Below are 15,816 nucleotides of genomic sequence, written 5' to 3'. Positions count from 1 at the left end.
CTTAATGTGGCAAAGTGGCGTTGTGGCACTTTTCAGTTCTCCACTTTCACTTTATGCCAGTGCTTGCTATCTGTCTTCTCTATCCAACCGTCCCGACGCCAGCGGGTGATGATGTTTCTCAGGGCCGACTCACCGCAGTAGCCACGCTTCAGCGCCCGAAGGTCATCCATCGTGAACGAGGCAGAGAGCTGGTCGAATATAGAGTGGTTTGCGCCGTATCGCTGACATTCGTCCTGCGCGTTGACATACTCATTGCGGAGCGCCTCGCCAAAGGTCTTTATCTGTTGTTGCAGACAATACTCGCCCATCATCAGCGCGAAGTCCAGACAAGCCTTACTTTCCCTGGCACAGCCCGACAACAGATGGAAAATCACTCCACAACGAAAGCCTATGACAGCCGCACGCTTGCGATAGGTGTCCTTCACATGGTCGATGTCCTTAGCAGCCTCCACACGTTTCTCCTCCGCCCATGCCTCGATGGCCTTACGCAGACGAGGCACATCCATGAGACCAGAAAAGCCACGCAGACGGGTGACGGCTTGCTGAATCCTCGCTTCGTCCTCAGCCGAGCGCTTGCCGAACTTCGGCATCTTCGAGAACGCGCTATCGGGCATTTCTGCCACCAATATGCGCGACGACAAACCATTCTCGATATTGTCCTGCTTGAAGCACTTCCGCAAGGCTCCGTTGGTGCCCAGCATCGTCCAGTTATAGGCCACGTTCACCACGCCACTCTCAGCCTGATCCGAGTTGTAATCCTGTCCCCACTCACCGAAGTCGAAGCTGAGACGATAGATGTCGTATTTCGACGACCACGAGCCGGCACCGTTGGTTTTCCGGAGCGTGTCCAGCTCTTCACCAAACGAGTAGATGGTGTGTCCCCGCGCATTCTTGAAACGCTTCAGCAGCGTAGAACACGAGACCGTCACCGGCACCACACGAATCTGCACATGCGGGTCTTCAGGAGCCTTTTCGTTGGCTTTGCGACCTTTCTTGCGCTCCTTCCATTCCTCTTCGCGCTTACGGGCCAGGGCATCCTCTTCATCCAGCTGACGCTTCCACAGGTCAACGGCATTCTTACAGACACTCTTGTTCGAAGCCTGCTCACCGCGGATAATCGACATCAGCCCCAGTCGGTGCACGTTGCCGTCGCAATACTCCACCTCCACCTGGTCAGCGTAGGCAGCCGCTATCGGCATCACCGAACACAGCACAGGCATGTGCATCGATGCCGGCACACCAACGAGACTCTCCTTCAGTCCGATGGGCAGCGTCCTGACATTCACCTTCACGCCAGTCTCTTCAGCCACCGCTTCAGCATCCTCTGTCTCATCCGACGAGATGCCCATTTCGAGCGCGTTCACAATCCTGTCCATCAAGCGCGAGCCCTTGGTAGGTTCCTTGCAAGCCGAATGGATGATGCTGCGCATCTCCTGAACCGTGAGTTTGTAACTGGGCATCACCTCCAGCAGCCACTCCTCCGAGTTGTCGCAGATGGCTCGCAGGTTGGCCGCCAATTGGTGCAGCCGTTTGTTGCGCTCACCTTCAGAAGGCTCACCGCCCGTTCTGCGCCAATACTCGGCAATAATCGAGGTATAAGCCACGCCCTTGAACTTCTGTGGAAACTTGGATGGAGTGTCAGGGGGCGTATCGCTCGAAACGATATTCCCGCCGTCATCGCCCGGGTCAAAGTAAGAGCCGTCCTCTGTGCGCCCGTCAATGCTCAGCCCTCTGTCGGTATACGCCTTCCTGCGCTTGGCCACCTCATCATCCGAAAGCACCTCATACCACCCGTCGGCCCGATAAATCTCATACTCCGCTGGCGTGATGTAGATAAACCTCTCAGGCGTGAAGCACGAAGTGTCGGGAGCCACGCCAAGCGCCTTGCAGTAGGCACGCTGCGCCTCAGGCACCGTCATTCCCAGCGGCAGCCGGATATCGATGTGCAGCTTCTTGCGAGCCGAGTAGTCCTTGTGCAGCATCATGCCCTGCCACTCGCCGCCAATCTCGATATCCAGTTGCTCCGCACGCATATTAGCTTCCTCCACGAGCGAGGCATCGTCAATATCTACACACGTCTGCCAGGTGAAACTCTCAGGGTCAATGTGCTCACGGTCGCGCTGGTTGTCACGGAATCGCGTGTAGTGCGGACAGCGAAACGGCAACCAGCCCTTCAGCTTCCGCTGCTGCTCGTCATCCTGAGTGGTATTGATACGCTCTGCCAGTTGCTTCAACCTCGGCGACTGCGTCAGCGCATCGTAGTCAGCGAGCGGGCTCGTCTGTACGAAAGCCCTGGTTTGCTCCTTCGTCTGACGCGGATTGAGTGCTATCATCCTGCGGATTACTTCCATATTGTTTCCTCCTTCCTGGTTTTTAGGTATGACATAATCTGATCGGCCTCCTCTTCATAGAGCGCCTTGGTGAGTGCCAGCCCGTACTTCTTCGGGAACTTGAACGTGACGTAGACATACTCGTCTTTCAGTCGTCGGCGACCGTTATCGCTGCGATACAGCGGACGGGTAACTTTTACTGCCCCGTGAGGCGTCTCATAGAGCACATCGTGCTTTGGACCCTGAAGCCCGTCGTTGTAGCGCTTCACTCGGGTACGCCCATCGGCATCCACCTCGATGCCAGCACGGTAGCGCACGCGCTCACCGCCAGTCACCTGCTTCTCATCTTCCCAAGGGCACGGATAGACGTTGATGTCGCCGTTGGTCATGAAGTTGATACTGCCGTCCATCTGGACGTTCTGCTGCAAAATCTGTGGTCTGAAAAAAGATGGTTTCATTTCTTAATCCTTGTTGTTAAGCGAGGTGAGTGGAGCGTTCAGAAAAGAAGGTTGCGCAAATTATCCCGGGGACTCCCCTCATCGTGCTCGCCTCAACTCGGATTGTTGAAAAATGTAGTTTGTTTGACTGTCCTTTCTCTCTTTCGAGATTCGGGCCCGAATCCTATTGTTCTTAGATTCTGTGACCCATGAAGCGCCAGTCTCTCTTCACGTTTCTCGGCATCTGACACCGGTTGATCAGCGACAGCTGACGACGTGCATTCTCAGCGATAGTGCCTCTTGCCATTGTGATAGTGTTACGTGTACGTGACATCTTCTTATTTTGCTTAACGTCGCTCCTTTAAACGACCTTTAAATTGTTTGACGTTGCAAGGACAGTGCAAACCGAACGCAGAGAGTTAGCTCTTTGCTGAGGTGCAGCCTGTTCTCGCAATCTTGATTGCAAAGGTAGGGTGAATATCAATGCCTTGTTTGTAATGACTTTGAGATAGTATATTTCACCGCTCAATCGTATATTTAAGCACTAATTGAAAGTAATTTCAGCAGGTTTTCAGCTATAAACATCTGGCGTGGGAACACCCTGTCACCCTTAGGAGCCTTATACTTCTTCCACTCCTGATAATTCTTTCTAAGGATGCTGCTTGATGATAGCGGTTTCTGGATTGACTGATAGGTACACCGATGCGTCAGGCGTACATCTTTTAATAGCGTGTTCATGCGCTGGGAGAATTTTGCAATGTCACTTTCCCAACCGCAAAAATCCACCAACACCCTATACACAGCCGTCCACTGGGTGCATACGCCAAACAGCCCGACAACCACGATGACAGCCTTTGCCACCTCATCGTCGCTCTTCTGTACCTTCTGGCACTTGTAGGTCACGGTCTCAATGGCACTTACTAACTTATTTGCCAGCAGAGCCTCTGCCATCTTTATTTGTTCTTCGCTGTCACCTTTCTCTAATAAAATTTTCATTTTGTTGAGTTCGCGAGAGAAGATGAAGGTCTGAAATTGACGTCTTTTCACCTATAGGACTTTCTTCTCGTTCACTTCACTCAACCGGTCGCTCCTAATCGACCATTTAATTGTTAATACCTTTTTATAATAGTCCGAATCCTGTACTCAGGTTTACTGATGCAAAATTACAGAACTTTTTTCAGCCCTTTTCCGTGTTTTCACAATACTTCGTCCGTTTCGGGATAAGCGGGATAACTTAGGGATACGAGCGGGAAATAACGCCGGAATTCCCTCGATAGGGCGCGCAAAGATAGTGAAAACACGTTGCAAATAAAAATACAAGTCCGATGCTGGAGTAATTCTGATTTCGAACAGCTTTATTATCAGGTATTTATGAGACCGCTTTGCTTTGTGGGGTCAAAGGTACTTCTTTCTTGCCGAATACATTTTGCGTTTAATATCACTTAAATTCTACGCAAAAAAAACGGAACCAGATACTTCTGATTCCGATATAAATGCTTGGTAGGGTGAGCCTGCTATCAATATGCAACTGTCACCAACTTGGGCTCAATATTTGGTAAGAGCTTTTCCAATACATTCTGTAATGCCGACCAAGCTTTGAACTTGATTTTCTCAGCCTTACTGAGCCCCCATTTTATTGCATTATCCTTCCATTTCATGAAGCGCTCAATGTTATATTGAATGGTTCGTAACGCAGGTATTTTCAATCCGACAATATGTTTGCGTAACATTTTCCAGTAATATGCAATCTTTCCCGAAGGCACTTCGTTACCCAAAAGGGAGAAGAGTGTCGTGAAGAATACACAGACATATTGGTTTGGATTGTCTATGTATATGCTTGCTCTTTCTTGCGCTTCCCTAAAAGCATAAATCCACTCATTATCCGTCAATCGTCGGCATAGTTGTGTCACGCTGGGCCGTCCTGTATTATAGTGCCTACGATCGTGCCTGTACAAAATGAAGCTTTTGGCAACGTTGTAATGTCCTTCCCTCATAAGGGCAGCTTCCACTTGGCTCTGTATGTCCTCAACTTGAGTATTATCTTTTACATCCAGATGACTAAGGATTTTTGACACAGTGCCCAAATCAGTTGGTTCATTGACACTCTCGAACGCTTTACAAATAGCGCTCATAATCTTGTCTAACGAGAAACGGTCTTTTGAACCGTCACGCTTTGTGATTGTGACGTTTTTAATCTCCATATCGTTACTATAATTATAATTATGTCAGCGAATCCCGTCTTTATCGGAATTCGTAATGACAGGTATAGTCTTTAACTGTTCTTTCAGTGCTTCGATGTGAGTGAGCAGCCTCTGAAAGCCTTTGGTGGTTTGTTTCTTGCCGATTCTTTTGTTGTAGAAGACATCCAAGCTCCATAGGTTATGGTGAGTTTCACCAGTATAGCCACAATTCCAGTCACTCAGTGCTTCCGCGTCACATTTATGGCTGTCAGCCAAATCCTTATACCAGGCATTCATCTGCTTAGCAAAGGGCTTCAGTCCTGTATCGTTGAGAATACGAATGTCGTTGAAGAATTTATATGGTGCATACCAATCATACTTGAATCGGACGTTAACAACATAGCAGTCATAGAGTAGTTTGCGCAGCATCTCAAAATCAATTGGCTTGCCGTTATAGTTCTTGACGAATATCTGATTGGGAGCAACTGCAGCAAGAGCAGGATGACGCTGTTGTGGCAGATTGTTGCTGGATGTTGGAGACCCCTTGAATGGCGGTTTTCCGTGAGCCGTCTTTATCAGGTCACATTGTCTGCGTAGCCTATAGTCCTGAGTGTCGCAAGCATGTGCCAATAGAAAAGTAAGGTAATGATTGACTACAGAAAAGTCCTCTGCCTCCATAGCCTCCGAAACGACTTCTTCAACAGGACGAAGACGACTGCCATAATACATCATTGAAACCTTGTAACTCATACCTCTTCCTCAGGGCAACAATTTACACGCTCATAGTGAAAATCTCTTTGGTTCAGTTTTTCGGCAATTGGCTTCAGTCGCTCATCTTCAGCGAAAAATTTAAACGCGACCTTCCATTCTGCCGGGAAAACATTTTCTACATATTCGGTTGCCTGAAAGCTCAACTCTTCAACCGCGTGGTCAACATTACCATCATATTCAAGCCAGAAATGACAGAAATTATTACCTCCGTCAATAGTTGGCGGGAATTTGTCTGCACATGAATCGTCTATGTCTAATTCCACTCTATTGAGTTCTTTCATATCCTTTTTAGAACCGAAGGGCAACTCTATACCTACTCCCAGGCGTTTCAATCCTCTTATAATATTACCCAGCCTCAGTAAATGACCTCTGGTATTTCCACCTAATGCCCCAGCATAAACCCAATTCAACAAATCCAGAGAGATGGCGCGTGTTCCTTCCATACAGAACGTATCAACATCAGGCAGTTCGACCTTGTTCCAGATAATACCCTCGGAATACTCACCCGAAGAAAACATCTTACCAGCCTCTCCAATAGTGTTAAAGACTTTGCTAACAAGAGACACGACGGGATGGCTATGGGTTTCTATAGCATATTTTCCGTCCTCCGTTTCAGATTCCTTTGTCACTACTAGTGTTGCAATGTGCAATCCCACCTCTCCGCCAGCATGAATAATCTGGTAAGGCGGATCAAGTTTCAATATGTGAGTCTCTATCATTGTTGCATGCTATTTATTCTTAATGTCACTTATTGAGGCAACGAATGGCAAGTACCTGCCTTTGCCTTTTCTCATTACCTTTTTAATATCATAGCTCTCTATTTCAGCAGGCTTATTGGGGTCGTAATTCAATAAAAGGAATTCTTCTGCACCATTTCCTATACGAAGCAAGTATCCACTGGGTATATTCTGTTTGCTGACAAGCCTTGGAGTTCTGAGAAGTTTATATGGTGTAGCCTTCTCATTGCTCCAATAGTGGAACATAATATAGCCGATGTTGCTGATGTTGACACTATCCAAAGCCCCGTCTTTGATACCTATTGCCAGCTTACCTATAGGCTCCGCTTTTTTGCGATATGAGCCGCCAACGGCATACATAAATACATCATCTTTTGTCGCAGCTGATTCATCCTGTAAGAATGGAAGTCGTTCTATGATAGGTTCATTGCACATGAAACAATCTGTCTGAGTATCCTCGGCCTTGACGATATCGGGTATCTTCTTTTTAAAGGAGGCAAACGTCCTGCCGTCCTCAATCTCTTTGCGACGAGCCATGCTGATTCTTGCAAACTCTTCCTCTTGCTCTATACCAAGGAACCTGCGGCCAAGTAAGTTTGCTGCGATACCAGTTGTGCTGCTGCCAGCAAAGGGATCAAGAATCCATGCACCAGGTTCAGTTGATGCCATAATGATACGACTCAACAGGCCCAATGGTTTCTGGGTAGGATGCTTCGTACATTTCTTCTCCCAAGGAGCAATAGCAGGCAGTCGCCACACATCTGTCATCTGTGTGTCGCCGTTGATGTGTTTCATCAACTCGTAGTTATAGTAGTGAGGCACTTTCTCCTTCTTTCTTGCCCAAATGATAAACTCCGTCGAGTAGGTGAAATAGCGACAGGAGATATTGGGTGGTGGGTTCGTCTTTGCCCATGTGATAACATTCAGAATCTTGTAGCCTAACTGCGTCAGACTATTGGCTACAGAAAATATGTTGTGGTATGTGCCAGAAATCCATATCGTACCGTTGTCTTTCAGTTTCTCGCGGCACAGCGACAGCCACTTCATGTTAAAGGCGTTGATGTCTTCCTGAGACATACTTTTATCCCAGTCACCCTTATCCACACAAACAACTTTTCCACTCTGCACGCTGATACCGCCACTTGACAGGAAATATGGTGGGTCGGCAAATATCATGTCGAATTTAAATTCAAACTGTGGCAGCAGTTCAAATGTATCGCCATGAAGAAGATTGAAATCGTGGTTGGGAGATTTATAATAAGGTTTCATAAGCTATGCCATTAATCCTCCACCACCTTCGTTCTTTCTTGCATATGCCGTAGCCCATCCAGTTTGTCCCAAAATGCTGATGGATTTTGGCGGTTGCAAGTATCGGTTCTCTTGACAAATATCCTTGAAGGGACATTCGCTAAATTTTTGTTCCTCTGGCAACGATCTTACATATTCTGAATTTTCTATAGCAATATAACCCTCTTCACTCGCACAGGGTATTATCTGGTCAATACGAGTCGCTTTATTATTTTTTAGTCCTTTGTCTTTGCATACTTGACATCTTCTATTTTGATGTGAATGCCAAAAAAAAGTATGTTCTTTTGTCTCGCACTCAAACAAATATAAAATCTCCTTACAGAATTGTTTTCCGATTACATTATAGACAAAATAGTCGATAAGGCAAGGACTGTCAATACACTCAGAAGGATATTTTTTGTTCCATATTTCCCAAACTTTACGCCATGCAAGAGCATTCATTGTATCAATGTAACTATATTGATAGCAGAAGATATCAAGGAAACTTGAAACTAAAGGAATCTCTGTTTTTATAATTCCAGTCCTTAAAGCAACTTTAATCGTATTAATATCACTAGCAACGTCTATCTTGTCAAAACCTGACACGTTTTTCCAAACACCCAATACAACCATGTCTCTAAGAAACATGTCTGTTTTCTTGTTGCCATAACCAGAACCCTCACATCCGATAATAGCTTCTCTTAAAAGAGATACGTCTCTTTTATATAAGTCAATTAGATTATAAGGTGAAGTTCCCTTGTTAAGTAGAAATCCTGCAATTGTTTTTGCATAAGATATTCGTTTGTCATTCTGAGAAAGAGATAAGATGCCAATACTATGCAAAAAATCGTCAGGATGCTCGAAAATAACATCTTCATCAAAAATAGTCTTATCTGACAAAAATACGTTTGCCACTTTAGAAAAGTTTAATGAGCCTCGAAAGTCCTGATTTGCTGTTAAGAACCTTACGCGACAGATCTCAGGCTTACTCAAACCGCAAGTATCATACAACTCACTAAATGCGTCACCATCTGTTTTTACATATATGGCACGTAATGCGTCAGCCACTTGTTCGCACTTTTCATCATCTATCTTGCAATCAAGTATTTCCTTGTGATGTGTCTCCCAGAACTTATGAAAGTCAGAGAAATACTCTCTATATTCACCAAGTTCCAGAGTAGTGCCAATACCTGGATAGTTGGTATAAAGGAAATCGTTGATACTTTTGACTACAGTCCTCGCTTCAGCCACAGACAAGGTATCTGCCTCGCCTATAGCAGCCTTTATTTCAGAGCAGAAGTTAGATAACTTATCCATAGTAATATCACTTTTTCTTTATCGAAGATAAATCAAGATTGGGTATTATAGCGGTATTGGTATAGTTCTTTTTATAATAGAAAGCTCTTCTACGTGCTCTTGTTATACCACCTTTTCCGTCAGGAGCATCCGTTTTGTCTTGATTATTGGCACCCTTAGTCTTTGGTTCCAGATATACACCCATGCTACAAGACAATTCATCTGCACGACCCTCCTTGATATAGCTTTGTATTTCTTCCCAGTCAGTTTTGAATACACCATTCTGAACATCTGATGGATGATCCAAGAAATAGTCAACAATGACATAATCGTTTTGGTTAAGAGCCTTACCATTCTTCTTTGCCAAATAGACAACCCAGAATGTCAGAGCAATCTTGCCTCTAAGTTTGGCGGTTACCCAAGTCTCTTTAGCAACTTCCATATAGTTTATCATCTGAATAGCCGTAGGCTCTTTGGCTTTGATGGAACCATCGCGATTCTTCTGCAACGGCAGGATTTTTATCTCACATCCAATCTCAGGGATGTCTGCCTCGTCACGATTATTGTTTTCAATACCAAGCAGGTTTTCAACTATCAGGCCAGATGCTCCCTTAACCATCTTAGAACGTTCGATGTTCAATTCGTCTTTTATCTCTCCAATGGTTTTGCCCTTAGAATTGCTGATAATATCAAATAAAGGGCGCATGTATTCGATTACTTTACTACTAATCATAGGACTACGGCATTATGTGGTTAAACTTCTTCCGCTGCATAAATTGGTTCCAATTCCACCTGCGCATATTCAACGTTGGGCTGTACCTTAGTTGCAGCATAGTTATGTACAAGAATCTCTGTCAGTTTTCCACGCTTATTGGGGTTAGAGTTAATGCTTCGTGAAGCCCATACTCTTTCAATGAAATATGCTCTATAAAGCACATCAAAGAAGTTGTCTGCCTCATTCTTTCCCTTGCAATCTGAGTTGCTGAGCATGAATTGGAAGCCTGCATCGTCTATGTGGTCACAGTATTCCTTCAAGCGAATCTGTGCATCATCATTAAACGCCTCTTTTGCATAATCGTTAAAGCTGGACGTATCACTTAGTGGACGATAAGGAGGGTCGAAATAGAATAGAGTGTTGCCCTGAGCATAATCGAAGGTGGCTTCGAAATCGCCTGTCAATATCTCTACACGTTGAAGCAGCTCACTATCTTTTCTGATAGTCGCAGGGTCGCAAATCTGCGGATTGGTGTATTTACCAAACGGAACATTAAAAAAACCTTTCTTGTTAACTCGATATAGACCGTTGAAACAAGTTCGATTGAGAAAGAAAAACTTTGTGGTATTTTCTATTGGGTCAAGATTCTTCTCGTTGTAGCGATCACGGACTGCGAGGAAAAAATCCTTGCGAGCCTCTTCTGTCAGAAGGGCATTGTATACATTCTGGATATCCATTAAGGAATTTATCAACTCCTCAGGCATGTCCCTTACTGTACGATAGCAAGTCGTTAAATCAGGGTTCACATCGTTTATGACCGCATGACGAATATTGGGATATTGCTGCAACATATAAAAGAGCATAGCTCCTCCACCCACGAAAGGTTCTATGTATGTAACATCTTCCCAGTTATTAAAGGCAGCTGGTAGCTGCGCATCCAATTGTTCAATGAGCTGACCTTTGCCGCCAACCCATTTTATAAATGGTTTTGCCTTTGCTGTTATTGAACGTATTTCTGTCATTGATATTATCTACGATTCTTGGTTACAAAGATACATAGAATTTGTGAGATTATTCACAACCAGGCACATTTTTACACATAATTTAATAAAAATACAATCTGCCATTCCGCCATTTCGCCACTTTGCCACTTTGTCACATTAAGGTGGCGAAAAGGGGGATAGATTATAATTAGAATAATAATATAATATATTATATTATTATTCTAAAGTATTAGCGTGTATGGTTTCAGGGGCTTATTGTGGCATTGTGGCAAAGTGGCGATGTGGCGAGTGCGGAGCCGAGCTCGTTTGAGCTATGCCGAGCCTTAGCCATTTCGGCGAAGCCAATGTGGCGGTGGGACAAAGCGATTTCCAGTGGCGGTGGTTCGTAAATCGTAAACGGTACATTTGAAGTGGCTAAACAATACGTTTGAACGGCGTAAATGTATCGTTGAGCTTTGCTCGACCTTTCTCACGCTCGGCAGAGAGAAACAAACGTTGTTGCTCTGCTCTCGGTTAATCGAAGCGTTTACATATTTTAAGGGAATATCTGTGTTTCGTTAACAGATTTTTACGGGTTACAGATGCCCGAAAATTGGAATCTGGCGAAAAATGTTGTACCTTTGCAGAGCATTAGGGAAATGCATCGTCAAAAGGAGCGAGAAGCGCGCGTCGCAAATGGAGACAAAAGGCGGGAGGCGGCCACCCGATGTAGCTGGTTGCACAGGTAGTCTAATACTATGAAAATAACACATTTATTATGAGCGTATTTTATCGTAAGTATCAAAACAAGAATCTCAACAGCTTGGCCTATGGCAAGTGGTTCGCTCGTGCCGTCACCATCGGCAAGACCATCAACGTCGACGAGCTGGCAAAGCACATGTCGGAGCACAACACGCCGTACTCGAAGGGGGCCATCAAGGGCGTGCTGACGGACATGATCGGCTGCATCCGCGAGCTGATGCTGGAGGGCAAGGCCGTGAAGCTGGAGGGGCTGGCCATCTTCAGTGTAGGCATCAGGACCAAGAAGAACGGTGCGCCCACGTCGGCCGACTTCTCCACCACGAAGCACATTGACAGCGTCTATATGCGTGCCCGTGCCACCGGGGAGTTCACCCGCAGCGAGCTGACCAAGGCCGGCAACGTGACCGAGCTGCCCAAGAACTTCACCGACTATACCGATGAGCCCGAGGGCAACGGCGGCGGTTCGCAGAACGGCGGCAACTAACACCATGAACATCTCGATGAAGCGAGTGCCGTCATGCTCGCATGAATGGCAAAAACGAAGGAAAAAGTGAAAAACAAAATCTTAAGACACCATGAAGAAAGAAACTTGGAAGACCGTCATTCAGGTCGTCATATCAATCCTCACGGCGGCTCTGACCGCCCTCGGAACGGTATCGTGTATGGGGAATACGCCTGCATGACAGACGAGCGCTGAACAGGAATGATTCTTGAAACTGCAAAAGAGCACCCACAGAGATGGATGCTCTTTTTCTATTCTTTCTGAAATGTCACAGGGGCATTCTATTCATCGTAACCTATCGGGCGGAACTGGCGCTGCTCGGCGCTGTAAACGAAGCCGTGGTTGAAAAGATAGCGCTTGACATCGTCGGGCTCGGTGCCGAAGTTATAGCACAGGGCCTCAAGCGTGTCGAACTCCTCGTCGCGAAGCAGCATGTTGACGCTCGACACCAGTATGGCAGGGTCTTTCGGTAAGTATTCCATTTCCTGAAATCACATAGCCGAGCATACAACCTCGATTTCTACCAGCGAGCCCTTGGGCAGCGACTTCACGGCAACGGCAGAGCGTGCGGGGTAGGGCTCTGAGAAGAATTCTGCGTAGACGGCGTTCATCTCGGCAAAGTCGTTCATGTCGGCCATGAATACCGTTGTCTTCACAACGTTGTCCAGCGTCACGCCTGCCTCTTCGAGGATGGCCTTGATATTGAGCAGCGACTGGCGGGTCTGCTCCTTGATGCCGCCCTCTACAAGTGCGCCGGTGGCGGGGTTGATGGGTATCTGACCAGAGGTGTAGATGAGGCTGCCCACTCGGATTGCCTGGCTGTATGGGCCGATGGCCGCCGGTGCCTTGCCGGCGCCGGTTTGAATCTTTTCTTTCATAATTCCTGTCTGTTTCTTTTTATATGTATCGTAAAGCTGGGTGCAAATATACGAAAAATGTGTCAGAAAACGCCTTTCGAAACCTGTTTTTTCATGGTCTGTCACCTCGAAATTCTGATTTCCCTACCGCGAAATAGGGAAATCACCCGTCTGAATTAGGAATATTCCTTTGTTTTCTAAACCGAAAGTTGCGACCTTTGCCGATGTAAACAAGAAACAAATGTTGAACTTTTAAAGTATAGGAGATAAAGGTTATGAAGAAAATGATGTTGATGGCGATGATGATGGTGATGACCGTCACGGCCAATGCGATGAGCTACAAGACAGCCAAGAAAGAGGCTCTGTTTCTGAGCGACAAGATGGCTTACGAGCTGAACCTCACGCCTGCACAGTACGACGACGTGTATGATATAAACCTCGACTATATGATGAGTCTCAACAGCCGCAGCGACGTGTATGGCAGCTGGTGGGACCGCCGAGACGCTAAACTGCGCTGCGTGCTCACACCATGGCAGTACGACAGGTATAGGGGGCTGAACCACTTCTATCGTCCCGTAATGTGGAAGTCGGGCAGATGGGCGTTTGCGGTTTACGCTCACTACAAGAGGGGCCACTTCTACAACCACCATCCGAAGCCTCACCACCGTCATGATCCGCGCCATGCACCTCACCACCGTCATGAGCCGCGCCATCACGGTCCGCACAGATAAGTGAACGGTTTTGTTTGCTATTTATATATGCCTCTCTCTCTCGGAGGACCTGCGGGGAGTCTCAGCCTTGGGACTCTCCGTATTTTTTTCTGCAGAATCGGGATTTTTCTCGCAGAAATAGCGGGAATGGGCAGGAAAATGACTATCTTTGCCGCCGTTATGATGAAGAAGGTGTGTGATTTCATAGCCCGCTGGATGGGCTTGATGGTGCTGGCGGTTGCTGCTTTGTCGTTGCTGGTGCCGTCGTCGTTTGCGTGGATTAGTACGTGGGCCATCAATCCCATGTTGGGAGTCATTATGTTCGGCATGGGTCTGACGCTTTCGCCCCGCGATTTCAGGATTGTGCTGAGCCGACCGAAGGATATTCTGACGGGATGCCTGGCGCAGTTTACGGTGATGCCTCTGCTTGCCTTTGCGCTGACATGGCTGTTCTCGCTGCCGGAAGAGCTGGCACTGGGCGTGATTCTTGTGGGCTGCTGTCCTGGTGGCACGGCTTCGAACGTCATCACCTATCTGGCCAAGGGCGACTTGGCGCTCTCGGTTGGTATGACGGCCGTATCAACACTGCTGGCACCCGTCATGACGCCTCTGCTGGTGTGGCTGATGGCTGGAACGATGGTCGGGGTTGACACCATGGGCATGCTTCTGAGCATTGTCTATGTGGTGATTGCTCCTATCGTCGTGGGTCTGTTGTGCCAGCGCTATCTGCCTCAGCTCACCAAGGCCGTGACGCCCTATCTGCCTGCCTTCTCGTCGGTGGTGATTGCGCTGGTGGTTGGTGTCATCGTGTCGCACAATGCCGAGCGCCTTCTCGTCGGCGGGCTGCTGGTGGTGCTGGTCGTCGTGGCTCATAATCTGCTGGGGCTCTCCATCGGCTACCTCGTGGGACGGCTATTGCATCTGCAAAGGCCCAAATGCGTGGCACTGAGTGTCGAGGTGGGTATGCAGAACAGCGGCCTGGCATCGTCGCTGGCGGTGCTTCATTTCGCAGCCTATCCGCTTGCCACGATACCAGGCGCAGTGTTCAGCGTGTGGCACAATATCAGTGGTGCCCTTGTGGCAAAGCTATACCAGGCGCAGGCGGATTCTGACGCCTAAATAGGCTGCAATGGCGGTGGCGGCTATTGCGAGAGCCAGGCCCCATACGCCTGAAAGCTGCTCAAGCCCCTGAGCATAGGCCGCATTGAGCTCTTCGGTTGCACCTTGGATATACCACTCCGTATCGGTCCACAACTTCATGATCCATGCGATAAGTCCGACAGAGAGAATGGGGTAGGAGAAACGGAGCGACTGGATGTCATCGTTGCCGAGCGACAGACGTACGCCGTCGGAAACGATACCCGCCACGACCATCAGTCCGGACTGAGTAAGGTCGCACTCGCCCATAGCCAGCAGAAAGCCTCCAAGCACTACAGACAGCAGCGTGCCTACGCCGAACTTACGCCATCTGACGGCCACCTCGCAGTAAGAGTAGGCGCCAAGAAGGGCGGCGAGGGCCGGGAAAGCCACGATCCAGCACCAGGGGTGAATGAAACCTGTGAATGCACACGCGAATGATGTTACGGCATACAGGACGGTGAATCCTATGATGCCACGATAGTTGGTTGTTTTCATATCTATGATAATTTAGAAAAAATAAAATGTCCTGCATAAAGGGCTTACCTCACGGCAAGCCCTCTAATCAAACTAAACAAATACTTTATGAACTCATTTTAAACTAAAGTGCGGGAGAGATGGCGGCCAGCCAGGCGTCGATGCGGTTGTCGGTCTTGTCGTCCTCGTTGATGTCGTCGAGGGGCAGGCCGATGAACTTACCGTCGATTACGGCTTCGGAGTCATCAAAGGTATATCCGTCGGTGTCGACACTGCCGATGAAGTGGGCACCGCTCGATTTAATGCCATTGTAAAGCTCTCCCATGCCGCCTACGAAAGTGTCGCTGTAGGAAGAGCAGTCGCCACAGCCGAAGAAAGCGATAGTCTTACCGCTAAGGTCGGCATTCTGAAGGGTCTTCAGACCGTCGTACCAGTCGTCCTGTAGCTCTCCGGCGCCCCATGTGGATGTACCGAGAATCAGGTTCTGGTTGTTGTTGACGATGTCGGCTGTAAGGTCCTGTACGTTTACGGCCTCGCAGCCCAGTTTCGAGGCAATCTTTTCTGCGATAGCCTCACATGTTCCTGTTGAGGAACCAAAGATAACAATTGTTGTATTCATTCTACTGTTTATATTA

Annotated in this window: 17 protein-coding genes and 2 pseudogenes; 4 read left to right on the top strand and 15 right to left on the bottom strand. The window is 47.5% G+C overall.

Annotated features, from left to right (window positions below; translation table 11 throughout):
• Nucleotides 1–32: 32 nt before the first annotated feature.
• The 11 genes and pseudogenes from T325_RS12345 to T325_RS05795 form a co-directional block, all read right to left on the bottom strand.
• Nucleotides 33–2,351: a YfjI family protein gene (locus T325_RS12345; RefSeq protein WP_051949737.1), complete on the bottom strand. Its 2,319-nt coding sequence runs from the start codon at nucleotides 2,349–2,351 to the stop codon at nucleotides 33–35.
• Nucleotides 2,342–2,788 (bottom strand): hypothetical protein, encoded by a 447-nt coding sequence (locus T325_RS05835; RefSeq protein WP_156097649.1) that lies wholly within the window; start codon nucleotides 2,786–2,788, stop codon nucleotides 2,342–2,344. The genes T325_RS12345 and T325_RS05835 overlap by 10 nt, the downstream gene beginning before the upstream one ends.
• Before the next feature lie 172 nt (nucleotides 2,789–2,960).
• On the bottom strand, nucleotides 2,961–3,101 hold the full coding sequence (locus tag T325_RS12695; RefSeq protein ID WP_156097648.1) for a hypothetical protein: 141 nt from the start codon (nucleotides 3,099–3,101) through the stop codon (nucleotides 2,961–2,963).
• 203 nt (nucleotides 3,102–3,304) lie between these two features.
• Nucleotides 3,305–3,763 (bottom strand): hypothetical protein, encoded by a 459-nt coding sequence (locus T325_RS05830; RefSeq protein WP_036911332.1) that lies wholly within the window; start codon nucleotides 3,761–3,763, stop codon nucleotides 3,305–3,307.
• A 950-nt stretch (nucleotides 3,764–4,713) separates the two neighbouring features.
• Nucleotides 4,714–4,968, bottom strand: a pseudogene (locus T325_RS12920) (ATP cone domain-containing protein); the annotation flags it as partial.
• A gap of 24 nt (nucleotides 4,969–4,992) precedes the next feature.
• Nucleotides 4,993–5,697, bottom strand: a complete 705-nt coding sequence (locus T325_RS05820) for a hypothetical protein (RefSeq protein ID WP_036911328.1) — start codon at nucleotides 5,695–5,697, stop codon at nucleotides 4,993–4,995.
• Entirely contained in the window at nucleotides 5,694–6,437 is a 744-nt protein-coding gene (locus T325_RS05815; protein ID WP_036911325.1) for a hypothetical protein, read from the bottom strand. The genes T325_RS05820 and T325_RS05815 overlap by 4 nt, the downstream gene beginning before the upstream one ends.
• A 417-nt stretch (nucleotides 6,438–6,854) precedes the next feature.
• Nucleotides 6,855–7,724 (bottom strand): annotated as a pseudogene (locus T325_RS12915) (site-specific DNA-methyltransferase); the annotation flags it as partial.
• Between the two features lie 3 nt (nucleotides 7,725–7,727).
• Entirely contained in the window at nucleotides 7,728–9,059 is a 1,332-nt protein-coding gene (locus T325_RS05805) for a hypothetical protein (protein ID WP_036911323.1), read from the bottom strand.
• 7 nt (nucleotides 9,060–9,066) lie between these two features.
• Nucleotides 9,067–9,771, bottom strand: coding sequence for a MutH/Sau3AI family endonuclease (locus tag T325_RS05800; RefSeq protein WP_081911067.1), 705 nt, complete (start codon nucleotides 9,769–9,771; stop codon nucleotides 9,067–9,069).
• A gap of 20 nt (nucleotides 9,772–9,791) precedes the next feature.
• Nucleotides 9,792–10,775 (bottom strand): DNA adenine methylase, encoded by a 984-nt coding sequence (locus T325_RS05795; RefSeq protein WP_051949736.1) that lies wholly within the window; start codon nucleotides 10,773–10,775, stop codon nucleotides 9,792–9,794.
• Between the two features lie 739 nt (nucleotides 10,776–11,514).
• On the opposite strand from T325_RS05795, the gene T325_RS05790 reads away from it, so the two are divergent.
• Together T325_RS05790 and T325_RS12690 are read left to right on the top strand one after the other, a co-directional pair.
• Complete coding sequence (locus T325_RS05790) at nucleotides 11,515–11,982, top strand: HU family DNA-binding protein (RefSeq protein ID WP_036911319.1); 468 nt, start codon at nucleotides 11,515–11,517, stop codon at nucleotides 11,980–11,982.
• A gap of 91 nt (nucleotides 11,983–12,073) precedes the next feature.
• Nucleotides 12,074–12,181, top strand: coding sequence for a smalltalk protein (locus tag T325_RS12690; protein WP_156097647.1), 108 nt, complete (start codon nucleotides 12,074–12,076; stop codon nucleotides 12,179–12,181).
• A gap of 100 nt (nucleotides 12,182–12,281) precedes the next feature.
• Here the strand turns inward: T325_RS12690 and T325_RS05785 are convergent, their stop codons facing one another.
• Together T325_RS05785 and T325_RS05780 are read right to left on the bottom strand one after the other, a co-directional pair.
• Nucleotides 12,282–12,482 (bottom strand): DUF4250 domain-containing protein, encoded by a 201-nt coding sequence (locus T325_RS05785; RefSeq protein WP_036911317.1) that lies wholly within the window; start codon nucleotides 12,480–12,482, stop codon nucleotides 12,282–12,284.
• A 9-nt stretch (nucleotides 12,483–12,491) separates the two neighbouring features.
• Complete coding sequence (locus T325_RS05780) at nucleotides 12,492–12,878, bottom strand: RidA family protein (protein ID WP_036911531.1); 387 nt, start codon at nucleotides 12,876–12,878, stop codon at nucleotides 12,492–12,494.
• 254 nt (nucleotides 12,879–13,132) lie between these two features.
• Between T325_RS05780 and T325_RS05775 the strand changes: the two genes are divergently transcribed.
• A complete protein-coding gene (locus T325_RS05775) occupies nucleotides 13,133–13,588 on the top strand; it encodes a hypothetical protein (protein ID WP_051949735.1) in 456 nt (151 codons plus the stop codon).
• A 162-nt stretch (nucleotides 13,589–13,750) separates the two neighbouring features.
• On the top strand, nucleotides 13,751–14,686 hold the full coding sequence (locus tag T325_RS05770) for a bile acid:sodium symporter family protein (RefSeq protein ID WP_036911527.1): 936 nt from the start codon (nucleotides 13,751–13,753) through the stop codon (nucleotides 14,684–14,686).
• Here T325_RS05770 and T325_RS05765 read toward each other — a convergent pair.
• Both T325_RS05765 and fldA read right to left on the bottom strand, forming a co-directional pair.
• Nucleotides 14,654–15,202, bottom strand: a complete 549-nt coding sequence (locus tag T325_RS05765; RefSeq protein ID WP_036911315.1) for an MptD family putative ECF transporter S component — start codon at nucleotides 15,200–15,202, stop codon at nucleotides 14,654–14,656. The genes T325_RS05770 and T325_RS05765 overlap by 33 nt on opposite strands.
• Nucleotides 15,203–15,305: 103 nt before the next feature.
• Nucleotides 15,306–15,800: a flavodoxin FldA gene (fldA, locus tag T325_RS05760; protein ID WP_036911313.1), complete on the bottom strand. Its 495-nt coding sequence runs from the start codon at nucleotides 15,798–15,800 to the stop codon at nucleotides 15,306–15,308.
• Nucleotides 15,801–15,816 lie beyond the last annotated feature (16 nt).

It is taken from the genome of Prevotella sp. FD3004 (assembly GCF_000746155.1).
In the GTDB taxonomy this organism is placed as follows: domain Bacteria; phylum Bacteroidota; class Bacteroidia; order Bacteroidales; family Bacteroidaceae; genus Prevotella.
The sequence above is the reverse complement of the archived record's forward strand: the minus strand, read 5'-3'. Positions and strand labels throughout refer to the sequence as shown.